Annotated in this window: 22 protein-coding genes; 21 read left to right on the forward strand and 1 reads right to left on the reverse strand. The window is 70.4% G+C overall.

The window, feature by feature from the left end; all coding sequences use genetic code 11:
- Nucleotides 1–495: 495 nt before the first annotated feature.
- Nucleotides 496–1,134, forward strand: a complete 639-nt coding sequence (locus tag DK412_RS28345) for a hypothetical protein (protein ID WP_109974708.1) — start codon at nt 496–498, stop codon at nt 1,132–1,134.
- A gap of 52 nt (nt 1,135–1,186) precedes the next feature.
- Complete coding sequence (locus DK412_RS28350; protein ID WP_109974709.1) at nt 1,187–1,801, forward strand: transcription termination/antitermination NusG family protein; 615 nt, start codon at nt 1,187–1,189, stop codon at nt 1,799–1,801.
- Nucleotides 1,802–1,944: 143 nt separating this feature from the next.
- Here the strand turns inward: DK412_RS28350 and DK412_RS28355 are convergent, their stop codons facing one another.
- Nucleotides 1,945–2,142: a hypothetical protein gene (locus DK412_RS28355; protein WP_109974710.1), complete on the reverse strand. Its 198-nt coding sequence runs from the start codon at nt 2,140–2,142 to the stop codon at nt 1,945–1,947.
- 453 nt (nt 2,143–2,595) lie between these two features.
- Between DK412_RS28355 and DK412_RS28365 the strand changes: the two genes are divergently transcribed.
- The 19 genes from DK412_RS28365 (at nt 2,596) to DK412_RS30725 (ending at nt 15,708) form a co-directional block, all read left to right on the forward strand.
- A complete protein-coding gene (locus DK412_RS28365) occupies nt 2,596–2,769 on the forward strand; it encodes a hypothetical protein (protein WP_162596336.1) in 174 nt (57 codons plus the stop codon).
- An 8-nt stretch (nt 2,770–2,777) separates the two neighbouring features.
- Nucleotides 2,778–3,029 (forward strand): hypothetical protein, encoded by a 252-nt coding sequence (locus tag DK412_RS28370; protein WP_109974713.1) that lies wholly within the window; start codon nt 2,778–2,780, stop codon nt 3,027–3,029.
- 113 nt (nt 3,030–3,142) lie between these two features.
- Nucleotides 3,143–3,808, forward strand: a complete 666-nt coding sequence (locus tag DK412_RS28375; RefSeq protein WP_348629354.1) for a hypothetical protein — start codon at nt 3,143–3,145, stop codon at nt 3,806–3,808.
- 34 nt (nt 3,809–3,842) lie between these two features.
- On the forward strand, nt 3,843–5,834 hold the full coding sequence (locus DK412_RS28380; RefSeq protein WP_245447330.1) for a terminase gpA endonuclease subunit: 1,992 nt from the start codon (nt 3,843–3,845) through the stop codon (nt 5,832–5,834).
- Between the two features lie 11 nt (nt 5,835–5,845).
- The gene (locus DK412_RS28385) at nt 5,846–6,103 is read left to right on the forward strand and encodes a hypothetical protein (RefSeq protein ID WP_109975549.1); all 258 of its coding nucleotides are present in this window, start codon (nt 5,846–5,848) and stop codon (nt 6,101–6,103) included.
- A 62-nt stretch (nt 6,104–6,165) separates the two neighbouring features.
- Nucleotides 6,166–7,722, forward strand: coding sequence for a phage portal protein (locus DK412_RS28390; RefSeq protein ID WP_109975550.1), 1,557 nt, complete (start codon nt 6,166–6,168; stop codon nt 7,720–7,722).
- A gap of 2 nt (nt 7,723–7,724) precedes the next feature.
- Nucleotides 7,725–8,627 carry a S49 family peptidase gene (locus DK412_RS28395; RefSeq protein ID WP_109974716.1) on the forward strand — a complete coding sequence of 301 codons (903 nt, stop codon included), beginning with the start codon at nt 7,725–7,727 and terminating at the stop codon, nt 8,625–8,627.
- Between the two features lie 126 nt (nt 8,628–8,753).
- A complete protein-coding gene (locus DK412_RS28400) occupies nt 8,754–9,284 on the forward strand; it encodes a hypothetical protein (protein ID WP_245447331.1) in 531 nt (176 codons plus the stop codon).
- Between the two features lie 3 nt (nt 9,285–9,287).
- Entirely contained in the window at nt 9,288–9,668 is a 381-nt protein-coding gene (locus tag DK412_RS28405) for a head decoration protein (RefSeq protein WP_109974718.1), read from the forward strand.
- A 6-nt stretch (nt 9,669–9,674) separates the two neighbouring features.
- The gene (locus DK412_RS28410; RefSeq protein WP_109974719.1) at nt 9,675–10,730 is read left to right on the forward strand and encodes a major capsid protein; all 1,056 of its coding nucleotides are present in this window, start codon (nt 9,675–9,677) and stop codon (nt 10,728–10,730) included.
- Nucleotides 10,731–10,738: 8 nt separating this feature from the next.
- Nucleotides 10,739–11,176: a hypothetical protein gene (locus DK412_RS28415; protein WP_245447332.1), complete on the forward strand. Its 438-nt coding sequence runs from the start codon at nt 10,739–10,741 to the stop codon at nt 11,174–11,176.
- Complete coding sequence (locus DK412_RS28420) at nt 11,173–11,535, forward strand: hypothetical protein (RefSeq protein WP_109974720.1); 363 nt, start codon at nt 11,173–11,175, stop codon at nt 11,533–11,535. The genes DK412_RS28415 and DK412_RS28420 overlap by 4 nt, the downstream gene beginning before the upstream one ends.
- Complete coding sequence (locus DK412_RS28425; protein ID WP_109974721.1) at nt 11,532–12,197, forward strand: DUF6441 family protein; 666 nt, start codon at nt 11,532–11,534, stop codon at nt 12,195–12,197. The genes DK412_RS28420 and DK412_RS28425 overlap by 4 nt, the downstream gene beginning before the upstream one ends.
- 14 nt (nt 12,198–12,211) lie before the next feature.
- Nucleotides 12,212–12,790, forward strand: coding sequence for a hypothetical protein (locus DK412_RS28430; RefSeq protein WP_109974722.1), 579 nt, complete (start codon nt 12,212–12,214; stop codon nt 12,788–12,790).
- Between the two features lie 446 nt (nt 12,791–13,236).
- Nucleotides 13,237–13,392 (forward strand): hypothetical protein, encoded by a 156-nt coding sequence (locus DK412_RS31230; protein WP_245447333.1) that lies wholly within the window; start codon nt 13,237–13,239, stop codon nt 13,390–13,392.
- A gap of 10 nt (nt 13,393–13,402) precedes the next feature.
- Entirely contained in the window at nt 13,403–13,837 is a 435-nt protein-coding gene (locus DK412_RS28440; protein ID WP_109974724.1) for a hypothetical protein, read from the forward strand.
- Between the two features lie 17 nt (nt 13,838–13,854).
- Nucleotides 13,855–14,796, forward strand: a complete 942-nt coding sequence (locus tag DK412_RS28445) for a phage tail tube protein (protein WP_109974725.1) — start codon at nt 13,855–13,857, stop codon at nt 14,794–14,796.
- A gap of 244 nt (nt 14,797–15,040) precedes the next feature.
- A complete protein-coding gene (locus DK412_RS28450) occupies nt 15,041–15,457 on the forward strand; it encodes a hypothetical protein (RefSeq protein WP_109974726.1) in 417 nt (138 codons plus the stop codon).
- 101 nt (nt 15,458–15,558) lie between these two features.
- Entirely contained in the window at nt 15,559–15,708 is a 150-nt protein-coding gene (locus tag DK412_RS30725; protein WP_203154546.1) for a hypothetical protein, read from the forward strand.
- Nucleotides 15,709–15,813 lie beyond the last annotated feature (105 nt).

Below are 15,813 nucleotides of genomic sequence, written 5' to 3' on the forward strand. Positions count from 1 at the left end.
TCGGACCGACAGCCCCCAAGGGGGCCGACGACGCCGAGCTGCCCGGATCGGTCGATCCGGTCGAGGCAGGCGCCGCCCCGGCAGCCCACCCTGGTGCCGAGACGCCGAAGGCGAAATCCGAGCCCCGAGCTCGCCGCCTCACAGCCGATTTTGCCGACAGCCCGGAGGCTCGCGCCGTCTGCGCCGAGATGGGCCTGACCGGCGAGGAAGCCGACGCCGCGCTGGCCGAGTTCTGCGACTACTGGCTGTCCGAGGGCGGTCAGAAAGCCCGAAAAATCGATTGGCCGCGGACACTTCGCAATCGGCTGCGGGAGACATCCCGTCGCCGCCCGCCGCCCGGTCGACCGCTGCCACGAGGCCAGCCTGACCGCCCCCTCAGCCCCGCCGCCCGCCGTGCCCTGTTCCTCCGCGATCTCTCCCGAGGTTCCGATGCTCCCGACGACGAGACAGATCCGTCCCTCGACGATGACGTCCCCATCATCGACCACGAGGGCGATGGCCGATCTGACCGGGCTCTTCCACGGTCGGCTGCAGGAGATCCCCGGCAACTTCCGGCGCAAGGCCATCTCCGCCTCGCAGGCGCCGGCCGTCGCTGAGCGAGCAGTGCTTGAGGCCCGCCGCGAAGAGCTTCAGGCGGTGCTCCGCCAGGGCGGCAAGGCACATCAGCCGGCGGCGGCGCAGCTGGTGTTCGTGTTCCCGGCCTACGGCGCCGACGAGATCTCGGATGCGGCCACGATCGAGCGATTGGTCGGCACCCTGACGCCCTATCCCGTCTGGGCCGTGGTCGAGGCCGTTCACCGGTTCCGGCACAACCGGGCCGTGACCCCGTGGGACCGCGGTCGCTGCCCGACCGAGCCACAGATCGTCGCTGAGGTGCGCACCATCATGGCGCCGGTCGAGACCGAGCTGCACCGCGTCAGCAGCATCCTGGACGCCGAGATCCTGCCGGAGCCCACGGAGGCAGATCGCGCCAAGGTCGCGCAACTCGCGGCCGATCTCGCCCGCAGCATGCGCTTCCCGCGCGCCGCTGTGTCCGAGCAGGAGCTGGCCCGGATCACCGAAAGCGGCATGGGCGGTCTGAAGCTGGACCGCCGCATCCTGTCGAAGGCAGGCGTGCCGAGCGAGGCCGCCTGACACCCGGGCCGGCGCTCCGGCGCCGGTCTCACCCTGCAGCGTGGAGTATCCGATGTCTCGTCGTTCGACCGCCCTCGCCCAAGCAGCCGGTGAGGCAACCGATGCCCCGGTGCTGCCGGCGGCGCCGGCCCTGCATCTTGGCGACCGCTGCCGCTGGCCGCGGGACAGCCGCCGCGAGACCGCCATGTGCCAGGCCGCCGGAGAGCCCAACCCGGTGCGCTGGCACGCCGCCGTGACCAATCCCGGGTGCGAGGTCATGGTGCGCGACGCCATGGCCCGCAGAGGCGTGGACACGGTGCTGCCGATGCTCCGGTTCTGGCGGGTGCAGAACCGGAAGCGGATCGTCGCCGAACGACCGCTGATGGCCCGCGTCGTGCTCTTTGGCCTCGACCCCTCAACGCAGAACGTCGCCGGCATCTACGGCCTAGAGCGCATCGTCAGGGGCGCGTCGGACCGCTGGGCGGTGCTGGACCAGGGCGAGGTGCAGGACCTGCGCCTGCGCATCCTGCGGGGCGAATTCGACGCCACGCTGCGCGTCAGCCACCCTTACATCGAGGTGCCCCCGCTGATCCGGCACTTGGTCGCCATCGGAGCGCTGCCGTATTCGGCCACCTGCACCCACAGCGCAGCGAAGCGCTTAGGCTTGAAATTCAAGGAGGTAGCGTGATATCTGACGGGTCTCAGCACGGCAGTGTCTCGGCACCTGTCGTGCGTTAGCTTTGGCGCTTAATGACCGCCAAGTCAGTAACTCCGTCCTGACGGCGGACTTGAGCGGGTGAGCGGCCGAGAGGGCCGCCCCTCGGTGGGGGCTTACGCCCCCGGTCCGAAGACCTTCATCTGCTCCCGGTTCACCTCGGGGTGGCTGTTCCACTCCTCGCAGAAGATCCGGGCTTCCAGTTCGGTGTAGAAGGCGCCCTCGACCTCCCAGTTCAGGTCCCGGTTCTTGACCAGCCACTCGGCGCCGGTGTTGTTGGTGGGGTTCTGCTTGGTGGCCTTGGTCTTGGTCATCTGTGTCTCTCCTCTGTCTGTGCTTATGTTGTACTTCGCATTACTTGCGGCGTCAACAGTAAAATCGCAGACTAGGTGAGATTTGTTGAAGTACAGGCGAGGTCGTCATGTTCGGCTGGTTCAGCAAACGGCGACGTGAGGAAGAGCAGAGGCGTCGGGAGCAAGAGGACAGGCTGCGCCGCGCAAGGCTGCTGGACGCGCCCAGGTCTCGCGCCTCCCGCTCTTCATGGGACGACAGCCCGATGAACCCCGCCTCGCCCTCGGGCATGATCCTCAGCCCGCTCAGCCCCCTGTCACCGCTCTACGGTGGGCACGCCGCCCCCGACACCTCGTCCTGTCACAGCCATCACGACAGCGGCTCGTCCTGGGGCGGATCGAGCGACAGCGGCTCGTGCTCCTCGTCGTCGGACGGTGGCGGGTCGAGCGGCGGCGGTGGGGACTGAGGGCCAGGCTATGCTGCGCTACCTGCTCGCCCGCTTCCGACTGTCTCAGCGTGCGATCTGCGAGGAGAGCGCTGGCCGTGGCCTCGGCGACGACTTCCACGACTATCCGGACACGGCAGACGGTCAGCCCTGGCACCTTGTCGATCTGACCTGCCGCCACTGCGGCAAGACCTTCAGGATCTGAGGCGGGCCATGGCCGACATCCGCAGCACCTACATCCACGAGCGCCAGGTGAAGTGCTTCATCGACCGGCACGAGCTTGAGCGGGTGGTCCGCGAGCACGCCCTTAGGCAGGCCGGATACGATCCGGCGGCGAAGAACCTGACCGTGAAGGTGAAGTTCGAAGACGACACCGAGGGCTCGCCTTCCTACAAGGTCGGGACGAAGGTGCGGGTCGAGATTGTCGAGGCGCTACTGGCCGATCCGCAGGGGTCCGAGGCCTGATCGGCACCTCGCCCCCGAAGTGTCAGGGCCCCTGGCACCTCCGGAGGTATACGGGTGGTCGGGGCCCCCAATTTTCCTAGCGCCAGGATCCCAAAACCCGTGAACGGTGTACGGTGAACGCCCCGAGTGAACGCCCCGCCGCGACGATGACCCAGGCCGAGTTCGCCCGGCACCGCGGCGTCTCGAAGGCGATCGTCACGAAGTGGAAGGCGCAGGGCCTGCTGGCGCTGGCCTCGGACGGCCGGGTCGAGGTCGAGGCCACCGAATGGAACCTCGACCAGCGCCCCGCCACCAACCGGGGCGGCACAACGCACCGTCCGATCCGCGCCATCCCGCGAGCCGAGCCCGATCCGCGCGAGCGCCCGGCGCCGCGGTCGAGCAAGGCGGACCATAGGGGCGCGATCCCGCAGCCGAGCCGGTCCGAGCAGGACGGCGATGAGGAGCCCCCGGAGTTCGACCCGGAGAACCCGAACCTCTCGCTCGCCGCGGCCGCGCAGCGGAAGGAAAACCACCTCGGCCTGCTCCGCCGGCAGGAGTACCTGACCAAGCAGGGCAAGCTGGTCGACCGCGCCGAGGCCGAGGCCGCCTTCTTCGACGAGGCCCGGGCGATGCGCGATGCCTGGCTCGCTTGGCCGGCCCGGGTCGGCATCGAGATGGCGGACGCGCTGAAGGTCGATGCCCGGACGCTGACCCAGGTCCTCGCCACCTATGTCCAACAGCACCTCGCCGAGCTCGGCGAGCCCAGCAGCCCCGATCTCGGCTCCCCCGAGGCCGGCTGACGTCACCAGCCTACGCCGATCCTGGCGGCGCGGCATGACCCCGCCGCCGAACCTCGACGTGGTGCAGTGGGCGGAGCGGTACCGGAAGCTGAGCAAGGAGAGCTCGAACGGCGGCAAGTTCTTCGTGTCGCGGGTCGAGGTCGCCCGCGGCCCGATGCTCTGGGCGACCGAGCCCGGGGTCAGCAAGATCACGCTGATGGCGTGCACGCAGCTGCTCAAGACGACGCTCATCGAGAACGTCATCGGTCGCTTCGCTCACGTCGATCCCTGCCCGATGCTCGGAGTGTTCCCGAAGGATGACGCGGCCGAGACCTTCTCGAAGGATCGGCTGGCGCCGATGATCCGGGACACCAAGGTGCTGACCGACCTGTTCGGCGAGGCCAAGTCCCGGGACGCCGGCGCGACCCTGTCGCACAAGCAGTTCCCGGGCGGGCACATCACCCTGGTGGGCGCGAACAGCCCGACCAACCTCGCGATGCGGCCGATCCGGCTCCTGGTCTGCGACGAGATCGACAAGTACCCCCTCTCCGCAGGTGGAGAGGGGCCCCCGATCGACCTCGCCGAGGAGCGGCAGGCCGAGTTCAAGGCGAACAGCCTGACCGTGGTGGCCTGCTCGCCGACGATCGCCGGTCGCTCGGCCATCGAAGCGAGCTACGAGGAGAGCGACCAGCGCAAGGCCTTCGTCCGCTGCCCGCACCCGGGCTGCGGCACCTGGCAGTCGCTGGAATGGGAGCGGGTCCGGTTCGAGAAGGACGAGGCCGGCAAGATCGATACCCACACGGCGCGGTACGAGTGCGAGGCCTGCGAGCGGCCGTGGACCGAGGCACAGCGCCTTGGCGCGCTGAAGCGCATCGAGTGGCGGCAGACCCGGTCATTCACCTGCTGCGGCGAGCCGCAGACGCCGGAACGGTGGGCGCCGCTGGCGCACGGGGTGCGGCGGGCGCTTTGCCGGCACTGCGGCACGCAGGCGGTGCCGAACGACCATGCCGGCGGCGTCGCCTCGAAGCTCTACGCGCCGAAGCAGACGATCCGAGAGACGGTGACGAAGTTCGCGAGGGCGCTGCGGCGCGGGCCGGAGACGTTGCGGACCTTCTTCAACACCCAGCTCGCCCGCACCTGGAAGGAGGGCGCCGACGCGCCGGACTGGCACGACGTCTACGCCCGGCGGGACACCTACCTGTCGGGCACGGTCTGCCGGGCCGCGCTGATCCTGTTCGCCGGGGTCGACGTCCAGAAGGACCGACTCGAGGTCGGGATCTGGGGCTTCGGCCGGAACCGGGAGCGGTGGCTGGTCGAGCATCGGGTGCTGCCTGGGCCGACGAACCGCCCGGAGGTCTGGGCCGACCTCGAGGCCATGTTTGGTGAGACCTGGCAGCACGAGGCCGGCGCCGAGATGGCGGTGCGGGACTGGGGGATCGATTCGAGCGGCTTCACCGCCGAGGTCTACGCCTTCGTCCGTTCGCAGGGCGGGCGCGGCAACGTGTACGCGGTTGACGGCCAGGACAGCTACGCGTCGGCCTTCCTCGGCGTGGGTGCGAAGGACACCACCCCCGCCGGCAAGAAGCTGCGGCGCGGGCTGAAGACGATACGGGTGGGCGCGTCGTTCGCCAAGCAGGAGCTGATGGGTTGCCTCGCGCTGCAGCGCCCGGCCGAGGGCAACCCCTTCCCGGCCGGCTTCGTCCACCTGCCGCGCGACGTGCCCGAGGATCAGGTCAAGCAGCTGACCGCCGAGGAACTGGTCACCCACGTCATGCGCGGCCGCACCCGGCGCGAGTGGGTGCCGATCGGTGGCCGGCGCAACGAGGTGCTGGACTGCGCGAACTACGCCCGCGGCCTCGCCGCGATGCGCGGGTGGGACCGGTGGCGGGAACTGCACTGGCGCGACCTCGAGGCGGTGCTGGGCATCGAGCGGGCCCGCCCCAGGGCCGAGGAAGCGTCGCTGCCGCCCGCGGTCGCCGCCGGCACCCTGGCCGCGCGGAACATGCAACGGCGCGCTGTGCGGCGCAGCCGGGTCAACAATCGGTGATGGGGCCGCAGATGTACGAGACCGACGGCCAGCGTCTGCTCAAGATGCGCGCCCAGCTGGTGAAGCTCGACGCGGCGATGGTGAGTGGCGTGCTCACCGTCGAGGGCGCCGACAACACAGGGCGCGTGACCTACCGCACCTATGCGGAGATGCGGCAGGCACGGCGCGACCTCGTCCAGCGCATCACCGCATTGGCTATTGCCATCGGTGAGGGCGACGGCATTCGTCGCGCCCGGCAGGTCGTCATGACGGGGCGCAGCGGGTGGTGAGCGCCACGCCGCCCGTCCGGTTCCGGGTCAAGGGCACCGGCCAGTACGTCGCGCCGGTCGCCATGGATCTCGACGGCGAGCCGGCCGGCACGCTCGAAGCGCCGGCCTACGACGTCGCGGGCGGGCGCGGCCGGCGCTCCCGCGCCTGGCGGGTTGGTAGCTACGGCCCGAACAGCGCGATCACCTACGCGCTCGACGAGCTGCGCCGGAAGAGCCGCGACCAGACCCGGCGCAACCCCTATGCCGGCGCCGCGGTCGATCGGCTGGTGAGCAACATCGTCGGCACTGGCATCGTGCCGCGCTCCACCGCGGCGCGCTCGACCGAGGGCCTGTCGAAGCCCGAGGCCCGCCGGATCAAGAAGGAGGACGCCGCGTTCCGGGCTGGGCTGCAGGCCTTGTTCCTGGCCTGGACGGACGAGGCCGACAGCATCGGCGCCCACGACTTCTACGGCCTGCAGGCCATCGCGGTGCGCGGCATGGTCGAGGGCGGCGAGAGCTTCACCCGCCTGCGCACCCGGCTGCTCTCGGATGGACTGTCGGTGCCGTTGCAGCTGCAGGTCCTCGAGGGCGACCACTGCCCGCACCTCAAGACCGAGCCCGGCAGCAACATCCGCCAGGGCATCCGCTACAACGCGATCGGCCGGCGCCAGAGCTACTTCCTCTACCGGGAGCACCCCGGCGACGGTGTGATGGCGCCGCCTGGTGTAGAGCTCACCGAGGTGCCGGCGACCGACGTGGCGCACCTCTACCGGGCGATGCGCCCCGGGCAGGACCGCGGCGAACCCTGGCTCACCCGGGCGCTGCGCACGCTCTACGACCTCGACGGCTACCTGGACGCCGAGCTCGTCCGCAAGAAGAACGCCGCGCGCCTCGTCGGCTTCATCAAGCGCGTCATGGACGAGGGGGCGGACAGCCCGGCCGGCTCCGGCCCGCTCGGGACGGACGGCGCCGACGACGATGGGGCAGTGTCGCTGGAGTTCGAGCCCGGCACCCTCCAGGTGCTGGCCGACGGCGAGGAGGTGCAGTTCTCCGACCCGAAGGACGTCGGGCCGAACTTCGACATGTTCGTCCGAGAGGCCAAGCGCCAGATCGCGGCGGCCTGCGGGCTGCTCTACGAGATCCTGAGCGGTGACTACAGCACCCTCGACGATCGCACGCTGCGCGCCGCCCTCAACGACTTCCGCCGCGGCGTCGAGGCGCTGCAGCATCATCAGGTCGTGTTTCAGTTCTGCCGCCCGATCTGGCGCCGGTGGATCGACCTCGCCCTGCTGTCGGGCGCGCTGAAGCTCCCACCCGGCATGCCGCGGGCCGCGGCCTACGCCGCCAACTGGGTCCCCCAGGCCTGGCCGTACATCCATCCGGTGCAGGACGTCGAGGGCAAGACGAAGGAGATCCAGGCGGGTCTCTCGTCGCGCGCCCGCAAGGTCGCCGAGGGCGGCTTCGACGCCGAGACGATCGACGCCGAGAACCAGGCGGACAACGAGCGGGCCGACGATATGGGGCTCGCCTACACCAGCGACGGGCGGAAGGCGGTCGACACCGCGCCGGCCGGTGATCCGCCGCCCGCCGATCCCGAGCCACCCAAGCCGACGCCCGCGCCGCCGCAGCCGGAAGAGTGACCATGACCAGCGCGCTCCACGCCCTGACGGCCGAGCCGTGGGCGATCCGTCCCGACTACCTGCACTTCATGGCGAGCCTCGCGAGCCTCGACCGGGCTGGCCGCGCCGATCGCCGCGCGGCGGAGGGCGAGGACTGGTTCCGCCTCGACCTGCAGGCTGCAGCCGGTCCGACCGCCCAGCGCCTCGACGGCGCCCGCTACGCCATGCTCACCCGCGAGGGCGTAGCCGTCATCCCCATCGTTGGCCCGATCTTCCCCCGGGCCAACATGATGACCGAGATGTCTGGTACCGGCGCCTCGACGGCGATGCTGGCGCGAGACCTGGCCCTCGCCCGGGACAGCGCCGATGTCGGCGCCATCATGCTGCTGGTGGATTCGCCTGGCGGCTCGCCGACCGGGCTCAACGCCCTAGCCGACCAGCTCTACGCCATGCGCGGCGTCAAGCGGGTGGTCGCCCATGTCTCGGGCTCGGCGGCCTCGGCGGCCTACTGGATCGCCTCGTCCGCAGGCGAGCTCGTGACCGACAAGACCGGCATGCTCGGATCGATCGGCGTGGTAGCGGCGCTCTCGAAGCAGGTCGAGCCGGACGCGACCGGCAGCTTGTCCATCGAGATCGTGTCCTCGAACGCGCCGAACAAGCGGCCCGATCCGCAATCGGAGGATGGCGCAGGCCAGGTGCGGGCGCTCCTCGACGGCATCGAGGCCCAGTTCATCGCCGACGTGGCGCGCGGTCGGAAGACCACCCCGGCGCGGGTCCGCTCCGACTTCGGGGCCGGCGGCATGAAGGTCGGTGCCGACGCGGTCGCCGCCGGCATGGCGGACCGCGTCCGGACGCAGGACGCCACTCTCAAGGATCTGAGCCGGACCGCCGCCAACGAGCGTGCCGTCCGCGCCACGCGGCGATAGCCGCAACACCCATCCCGGCGCGGCCGGGCCAGGGCACATCGCCCGCCTTTCACCCACCCTCAGGAGTATCGAATGCCGCGTGATCTCGCGGGCCTTCGCCATGATCGCGCGAAGGCTTCCTCCCGCATGACCGAGCTCGCCGCCGCCGCCCGCGGCCGCTCGATGACCGACGACGAGCAGCGCGAATTCGACGCTGCGGCGGCCAAGGTGACGGACCTCGACCGCGACATCTCCGCGGCCGAGGCCGAGGCGGAGCGCTCCACGTCGAGCGCCAGCACCCGCGCCGACGCGGCGGAGATCGCCAAGCTGTGCGTGAACGGCGGCGTGGCCTCGATGGCCTCCGCCCTGATCGCCGAGGGCGTCTCGGTCGACGAGGCGCGGGCGCGCATCAACGCCGCTGGCGAGATGAAGACGGTGGTGGAGCACGCCCGCCGCGTCGATCCGACGATCCCGGCCGACGCCGCCGACAAGCTCCTCGCCGAGGGCAAGACGGTCGAGCAGGCCCGGGCGAGCTTCTTCGAGCGCATGGTCGCCGCCGAGGAGAAGACCTCGATCCGCTCCCACCCGCCGACGCCCCAGGGCAACGCCGGCCTCACCGCCTCCGCCAGCAGCATGGAGCGCGAGCTCCGCCGCGCCGGCCTGAAGAAGGACGCCTGATCCATGTCCCTCCTCGAGACCGCAATCGTCGCCTCCGACTGGCTGAAGTCGGAGGACGGCTCCTACCGCAGCCGCGACACGGCGATCATCGCCTCGGGCTCCGGCAAGCTCGTCTCCGGCACCGTGCTCGCCAAGGTCACGGCCACCGGCAAGTACGCGCCGGCCGCGGCCTCCGGCTCCGACGGCTCGCAGACTGCTGTGGCGGTGCTGCTCTTCCCGGTCGACGCGACGAGCGCCGACGCCAAGGCGGTGATCGTGTCCCGGCACGCCATCGCGAGCCACGCCGGCCTCACCTACGGGGCCACCATCAACGATGCCACGAAGCGCGCAGCGGCGAACGCCCAGCTCGCCGCGGTCGGCATCATCGTCCGCCAGGGGGCCTGACCCGCGATGCCCGAGATCCTCGACATCTTCAACCAGGACGCCTTCTCGGCGTCCGCCCTCACCGGCAACATCACGCTGGTGCCGAACGCCTACGGGCGCATCAACGCGCTCGGCCTGTTCCGGCCCGAGCCGATCGCCACCACCACGGTGACGGTGATCCTCGAGAACGGCGTGCTCAACCTGCTGCCGACCCGGCCGCGCGGCGCCCCGGCGACCCTCGGCATCCGTGGCCGCCAGCGGCCGAAGGCGTTCCCCGTGCCGCACATCCCGCACGAGGACAGCGTCCTGGCGACCGACGTCCAGAATATGCTGGCGCTCACGCCGACCGGCATCGCGGGTCTGGAGACCGTGCTGGGCTTCCTGAACCGGAAGCTGATCGTTATGCGCAACAAGCACGCGATCACGCTGGAGAAGCTGCGGATGGACGCGCTCAAGGGCGTGATCCGCGACTACGACGGCTCGGTCATCCTCGACCTGTTCGCCGCCTTCGGCGTGACGCAGCAGGTGGTGGACTTCGCCCTCGGCACCGCGTCGACCGACGTGCTCGGCAAGTGCCAGGACGTCACCGGCTACATGGAGGACAACCTCCTCGGCGAAACCATGACCGGCGTGCGCGCGCTCGCGTCACCCGAGTGGTTCCGCAAGTTCACCACGCACGCGAGCGTGAAGGAGGCCTTCAAGTACTACCAGTCGGGGCCGCAGATCCTGCGCGAGGACGTCCGCAAGGGCTTCACCTTCGGCGGGATCACCTTCGAGGAGTACCGCGGCTCGGCCTCCTACGTGCAGGAGGACGGGACCACCAGCGTGCCGGAGCGCTTCGTGCCGGCCGGCGACGTGCGGTTCTTCCCGCTCGGCACCACCGACACCTTCACGAACTACTGGGCCCCGCCCGACTTCTGGTCGGCGGTGAACCAGGCGCCGGCGATCGGCGACGCCGAGGTGTTCGTGGCCCCGCTTGAGCCGAAGAAGTTCGGCAAGGGCATGGACATCCACACCGAGTCCAACCCGCTCCCGCTCGTGAAGCGCCCGGCGCTGCTGGTGCGCGGCACCACCTCGAACTGAGGCGGAGCATGCGGCCTATCCGCATGCTCGTCGCCGACGAGGTCGATCACTACCCGCCCGGGATCCTGGGCGGCCCCATCGTCCTGACGCCTGCGCAGCAGGCCTTCATCGAGAGGAGACGCGCCATGCGGCTGCGCGAGAAGGGCAAGACCGACGGCGAGCCCGTCACCATGGGGTGGGACGAGGCGCAGGCGGCCCTCGCCGCCGGCACCCACGAGGTCGCCGAGGGCGGCGGGACGGACGCGCTGCTCGGCCTGCCGGAGGAGCAGCGCGGAGACGCGAATGGCTCGGGCGACCAGGGCGGTGATCAGGGCAAGCAGGGCGGCGACAACTTCGACGCCACGACCCGGCCCGAGCTCGAAACCCTCGCGTCCGAGCGCGGCATCGACGTGTCGGAGGCCAAGACCAAGGCCGACGTCATCGAGGCGCTGCGCGCCGCCCGATGAGCGTCCTGTCGATGGCGGTGGACGCCCTCTTCGATGACCCCAACCTCAGCCGTGACGCCGTGTGGCGCGCGAACGGTGACGGCGATGGCCTGCCCGTCCGCATCCGCCGGCGCTCGCCGGAGGCGGTCATCGGGGTGGGCGACAACCGCTTCGACCTCGACGCCATGCTGATCGATGTCCGCCTGTCCGAGGTGCCCAACCCGGCCAAGGGCGACACCTTCGAGGTGGAGGCGGAGGACGGCGAGCCCGGCGGCCTGTTTGAGGTCATCGGGCTCGCCACGATCGACAGCCATCGCCTGGTGCGCACCTGCGAGGTGGCGTCGATCGCCGAGGACGATCCGGAGGACGAGGAGCCGTGAGGCTCACCGCCTCGACTCCCGACATCCGCGGCGCGCTCACCGGCACCGAGGTGCAGATTGCACGCTCTGTCACCGCCGGCATGCGCGAGGTCACCGACGGGCTGAAGGAGGACCTGCGCGCTGAGGTGCGCGAGGCAGGGCTCGGTCCGCGCCTCGCCAACACCTGGCGCGGCCAGACCTTCCCCAAGACCGGCGAGAGCGCGGACGCGGCGGCCTACGTCTCCTCGAATGCTCCGAAGCTGATCGACGCCTTCGACCGCGGCGTGACGATCAGGGCCAGGGGCGGCCAGTACCTCGCGATCCCGACGCCCGATGCCGGTGTCCGGCAGCTGTCCAAGCGCCGAACGAAGGGCTCGACCGACAATACCCTGTCGCCCTCGTCGTGGGAGCGTGAGGCCGGCGTGAAGCTGCGCTTCATCCCGACCCGCAGCGGCGGCGTGCTGGTCGCTGATGCCTTCTACCGGCGGCAGGCCGCGCGCTTCCAGCGGCGCAAGAGCTTCCGGGCGATCCGCGAGGCGGGCCCGGAAAATGGTCGCCGGTTCGTGGTGATCTTCGTCCTGGTGCGCCAGGCGAAGCTCCGCAAGCGGCTCGACATCGACACGACGGCGCGTGCCTGGGCTGAGCGCGTGCCCGCGGCCATCGCCGCCAACTGGCAGGCCTGAACCGAGGACGTCGCATGGCGCGCTTCGCTCCGCTCGTCGCCCTGCTCCTGCTGCTCGTCGCGCCTGCCCTCGCCGAGCCGCCGCCGACGGTGGCACCCGGCGCGGCGCAGAGCGTGCAGCTGCAGCCGGTCGCGATCTACGGCCCCGACGGCCGGGTGGTTTCGTTCCCGGACCCGAACCGGACGATGGTGATGCCATTCGTCCGGGCGACCGGCAGCGGCTTCATATTCCCGGCGACCTCGTCGCCTCAGCAGTTCCTGGTCACCCAGCCGACCGGCACCACCACCTACCGGGCCTACAACCCGTGCGCCGCGGCGGACGTCCGGATCACCAGCGTGTCGGCGCTCGAGCCGATCGTCGCGGTCGCGACCGAGTACCCAGGCGTGGCGCGGATCACCTCCCGCACGGGAGCGGTCGACCGGTTCAGCGGGACGCGGTTCGGCCGCGGGGCGGAGACACTGGGCAGCGCCGCCAACCCGATGGGTGGCCCGAACCGCATCGTCTCCATCATGATCGTGCCCATCCCCGGCTACCCGGCCGACCTGTCCGGCATGACGTGCGAATTCGAGCTCATGTACGGGAACGGCGGCTGATGCGCGGTCTCTATCTTGCGCTCTGCGCTGCGCTCCTGGCGGCGCCGGCCGCGGCGCGTGCACCCGGGACCGCCGGCCCGCCCGGCCTTCGCGGCGAGAAAGGCGAAGCAGGAGCGCCTGGACCAAAGGGGGAAGCCGGTGAGCGAGGACTTCCTGGAGAGGCTGGACCGCCTGGACAAAATGGCGAACGCGGCCCCGCAGGGCCTCCTGGTCCACAGGGTGTCCCAGGATCTCCGGGCGTGCCTGGCCCGGCCGGGACCGCGGGTGGGAAGGGCGACGCTGGTCCAGCGGGTCCCGCCGGCCCGACCGGGCCCGCCGGGACTCCTCGCCGCGTTGAGCGCTACACCCAACCGGCCAACGCCAGCGGTATCGCCACCTTCACCTGGGCCGCATGCGCCTCCACGCCCGACGTCGATGTGATCCCCGGGTGGGTCACAATCGGCGGCGTGCAGCAGATGGTCACCGGCGGCGTCACCTCACAAACGCTCTCGGGCGCGGTCGTGGCCGTGAAGGTCTCGCAGGGCACGCTCGCCCTATCCGGCACGCCGTTCCGGCAAGCCGACAGCGGCACGGCCTCGACCGTCCGCGTGATCTGCAACTGATCGGGCGCCCATGCCGAGCAAGCGAGAACAGGTCCTGCAGGGCGTCTCGGTCCTGCTGAAGGCCGCCCTGCCGAAGGCGGCGCACTTCCGCAACGAGGTGAAGCCCGAGGCTATCCCGGCAAACGGCTTCGTTAATATGGATGACGGTGACCCGGGCGAGCCCGAGGTCACGCTGAATCCCACCACCTGGATCTACGAGCACGCCATCCCGGTCGACGTCGCGGCGCTCAAGAGCCGGACCGTAAGCGCCGAGCTGCGCCTGGACGCCATGCTGCAAGCCATCGGCGCGGCCGTGGCGGCGGACCGGACCCTCGGCGGCCTCTGCGACTACCTCATGGTGCAGGCCGCCACCACCGAGCCGCTGACGGCGGAGGGCGCGGCCGTCTCGCGCTTGGCGCTCGTCGAGATCGTCGCCGTCTACGGCACCACCGACCCCCTGAACTGAACCCTGAGGAGAGAACCATGGCCCGCGCGCGTGGAGCGAACGCCATCCTGGCGGCTGCCTTCGAGACCACCTACGGCACCCCACCCGCCAGCGGGTTCCGGAAGCTGCCCTTCGTCTCGTCCAACCTCGGCGAGGAGCAGGGCCTGATCGCCAGCGATCTGCTCGGCTACGGTCGCGAGCCGCTGCCGCCGACCCGCGACGTCATCAACAACGACGGCGACGTGGTCGTGCCGATCGACCTGCGCAACTTCGGTAACTGGCTGAAGCTCTACATGGGCCAGCCGACGAGCACCACGAACACCGGCACCACGACGCACGTCTTCACCTCCGGCGCCATCGCCCTGCCGTCGTGCACCGTCGAGGTCGGCCTGCCGGAGGTGCCGAGCTACGGCCAGAACTACGGTGTCCGCGGCAACACCATGCGCGTCCAGATGCAGCGCTCGGGCTTGCTCACCGCGACGCTCGGCCTGATGGCGCAGGGCGAGAACAAGCTGGTCGCGTCGGCTGCTGGCACGCTCGCTGAGGCCTCGGTCGAGCGCTTCTCGCCGTTCCAGGGTGCCATCACCCGCGCCGGCGCCGCGCTCGGGTCCGTCGTCTCCGCCGACTTCACCTACACCAATAACCTCGACAAGGTGGAAGTCATCCGCGGCGACGGACGCATCGAGGATGCCGACCCGGGCATGGTCGGTATGTCCGGAAGCATCGCCGTGCGGTTCAAGGACACCACGCTCCTCGATCAGGCGACCTCGGGCGCGCCGGTGGAGCTCACCTTCGGGTGGGTCACCGATGCCACCCGGTCGCTCGTCTTCAAGGCACACGCCGTCTACCTGCCGCGGGCGAAGACGCCGGTGACAGGCCCGGGCGGTGTGCAGGCCACATTCGCGTGGCAGGCGGCCAAGGACATGACGCTCAATAAGACCGTCACCGCGACGCTCATCAACAACGTCGCGACGTACTGACCGCGGTACAGGCCGCGCCTCGGGCGGCAAATCCCTTGCCCTCCGGGGCCGGCCCTCGGTAGAACAACATGCCTCCGCGATTGCGGGGATGAGAGCACGGAAGGTGTCCGCACCTGCCGTGCGTTAGCTTTGCTCGCCATGCTGAGCGAAGTTTCCCCCGCCGGCCTGCGGATCGTTGCGAGATCGCCCACCGGCAAGATGATTGCGCCTCAGCGCCCAGTCATTCCTTTCTCCGCGAGGAATAATGCTCAAGCTGTCCCAGCCGTCCGAGCCGTTCTGGCTCGACGTCCTGCCCGGCGTCCGGATCCGTTTTCGGCCGATCACCGTCGCCTCGATGCTGGTCGCCCGCGAGGTGGTCGGCCACGTGTTCCGCGGCGAGGATCAGGACGACATCGGCGCGCGCGCCAACATCGCCCTCGTGCGCGAACTCGCCCGCCGGGGCATCATGGAGTGGGAGGGCATCGGCGACACCGAGGGGCAGCCGATTCCGGTCACCCGCGAGGCCATCGATCTCCTGATGGAGAACTGGCCGGCCTACGACCAGATCGACAACCTCTATGTCGCGCCGGCCCTGGCGAGGGACGCGGAAAAAAACGCATCGTCGAGCTCGTCCGGTGGCACTTCGGCGGAGGCGCCGAATACTGCGACGCCTGCGGCATAGAGTGCGAGGCCTGCCCCTACCGCGAGCACGCGCCCGCAACGGATGACGGCCTGACGGCCTGGGCCGTCATCCGCCGCTGCGGCGGACAGGTCCGGGCCGGCATGGGCGCCCCCTACGCCCTCGATTTCGGCGCTGTGCTGGCGCTGGCCGACGCCATGGGCGCGACTTCCGCGCTCCTCGCCGACGTCCTGCCGCACGTCGAGCCCGTCATCGTGAAGGCCTACCAGGAGCAGAGCGAGAATGCCGACTAGCGTCGCCATCCGCCTCGGCATCGAGGGCGGGCCCGAGGTCAAGCGCGTCCTCACCGAGACGGGTCAGGACGGCCAGGCCGCGTTCCAGAAGATCGCCGCCGCGAG

Origin of the sequence: Methylobacterium sp. 17Sr1-1 (genome assembly GCF_003173775.1) — a bacterium.
In the GTDB taxonomy this organism is placed as follows: domain Bacteria; phylum Pseudomonadota; class Alphaproteobacteria; order Rhizobiales; family Beijerinckiaceae; genus Methylobacterium.

What these genes read in the sequence shown, in the direction of transcription:
- DK412_RS28365 (WP_162596336.1), top strand. Translation starts at nt 2,596, where the DNA reads ATGCTGCGCTACCTGCTCGCCCGCTTCCGACTGTCTCAGCGTGCGATC.
- DK412_RS28350 (WP_109974709.1), top strand. Translation starts at nt 1,187, where the DNA reads ATGTCTCGTCGTTCGACCGCCCTCGCCCAAGCAGCCGGTGAGGCAACC.
- DK412_RS28395 (WP_109974716.1), top strand. Translation starts at nt 7,725, where the DNA reads ATGACCAGCGCGCTCCACGCCCTGACGGCCGAGCCGTGGGCGATCCGT.
- DK412_RS28345 (WP_109974708.1), top strand. Translation starts at nt 496, where the DNA reads ATGGCCGATCTGACCGGGCTCTTCCACGGTCGGCTGCAGGAGATCCCC.
- DK412_RS28380 (WP_245447330.1), top strand. Translation starts at nt 3,843, where the DNA reads ATGACCCCGCCGCCGAACCTCGACGTGGTGCAGTGGGCGGAGCGGTAC.
- DK412_RS28440 (WP_109974724.1), top strand. Translation starts at nt 13,403, where the DNA reads ATGCCGAGCAAGCGAGAACAGGTCCTGCAGGGCGTCTCGGTCCTGCTG.
- DK412_RS28400 (WP_245447331.1), top strand. Translation starts at nt 8,754, where the DNA reads ATGACCGAGCTCGCCGCCGCCGCCCGCGGCCGCTCGATGACCGACGAC.
- DK412_RS28415 (WP_245447332.1), top strand. Translation starts at nt 10,739, where the DNA reads ATGCGGCCTATCCGCATGCTCGTCGCCGACGAGGTCGATCACTACCCG.
- DK412_RS28410 (WP_109974719.1), top strand. Translation starts at nt 9,675, where the DNA reads ATGCCCGAGATCCTCGACATCTTCAACCAGGACGCCTTCTCGGCGTCC.
- DK412_RS28445 (WP_109974725.1), top strand. Translation starts at nt 13,855, where the DNA reads ATGGCCCGCGCGCGTGGAGCGAACGCCATCCTGGCGGCTGCCTTCGAG.
- DK412_RS28405 (WP_109974718.1), top strand. Translation starts at nt 9,288, where the DNA reads ATGTCCCTCCTCGAGACCGCAATCGTCGCCTCCGACTGGCTGAAGTCG.
- DK412_RS28390 (WP_109975550.1), top strand. Translation starts at nt 6,166, where the DNA reads ATGGATCTCGACGGCGAGCCGGCCGGCACGCTCGAAGCGCCGGCCTAC.
- DK412_RS28370 (WP_109974713.1), top strand. Translation starts at nt 2,778, where the DNA reads ATGGCCGACATCCGCAGCACCTACATCCACGAGCGCCAGGTGAAGTGC.
- DK412_RS28355 (WP_109974710.1), bottom strand. Translation starts at nt 2,142, where the DNA reads ATGACCAAGACCAAGGCCACCAAGCAGAACCCCACCAACAACACCGGC.
- DK412_RS28420 (WP_109974720.1), top strand. Translation starts at nt 11,173, where the DNA reads ATGAGCGTCCTGTCGATGGCGGTGGACGCCCTCTTCGATGACCCCAAC.
- DK412_RS30725 (WP_203154546.1), top strand. Translation starts at nt 15,559, where the DNA reads ATGGGCGCCCCCTACGCCCTCGATTTCGGCGCTGTGCTGGCGCTGGCC.
- DK412_RS28450 (WP_109974726.1), top strand. Translation starts at nt 15,041, where the DNA reads ATGCTCAAGCTGTCCCAGCCGTCCGAGCCGTTCTGGCTCGACGTCCTG.
- DK412_RS28430 (WP_109974722.1), top strand. Translation starts at nt 12,212, where the DNA reads ATGGCGCGCTTCGCTCCGCTCGTCGCCCTGCTCCTGCTGCTCGTCGCG.
- DK412_RS28385 (WP_109975549.1), top strand. Translation starts at nt 5,846, where the DNA reads ATGTACGAGACCGACGGCCAGCGTCTGCTCAAGATGCGCGCCCAGCTG.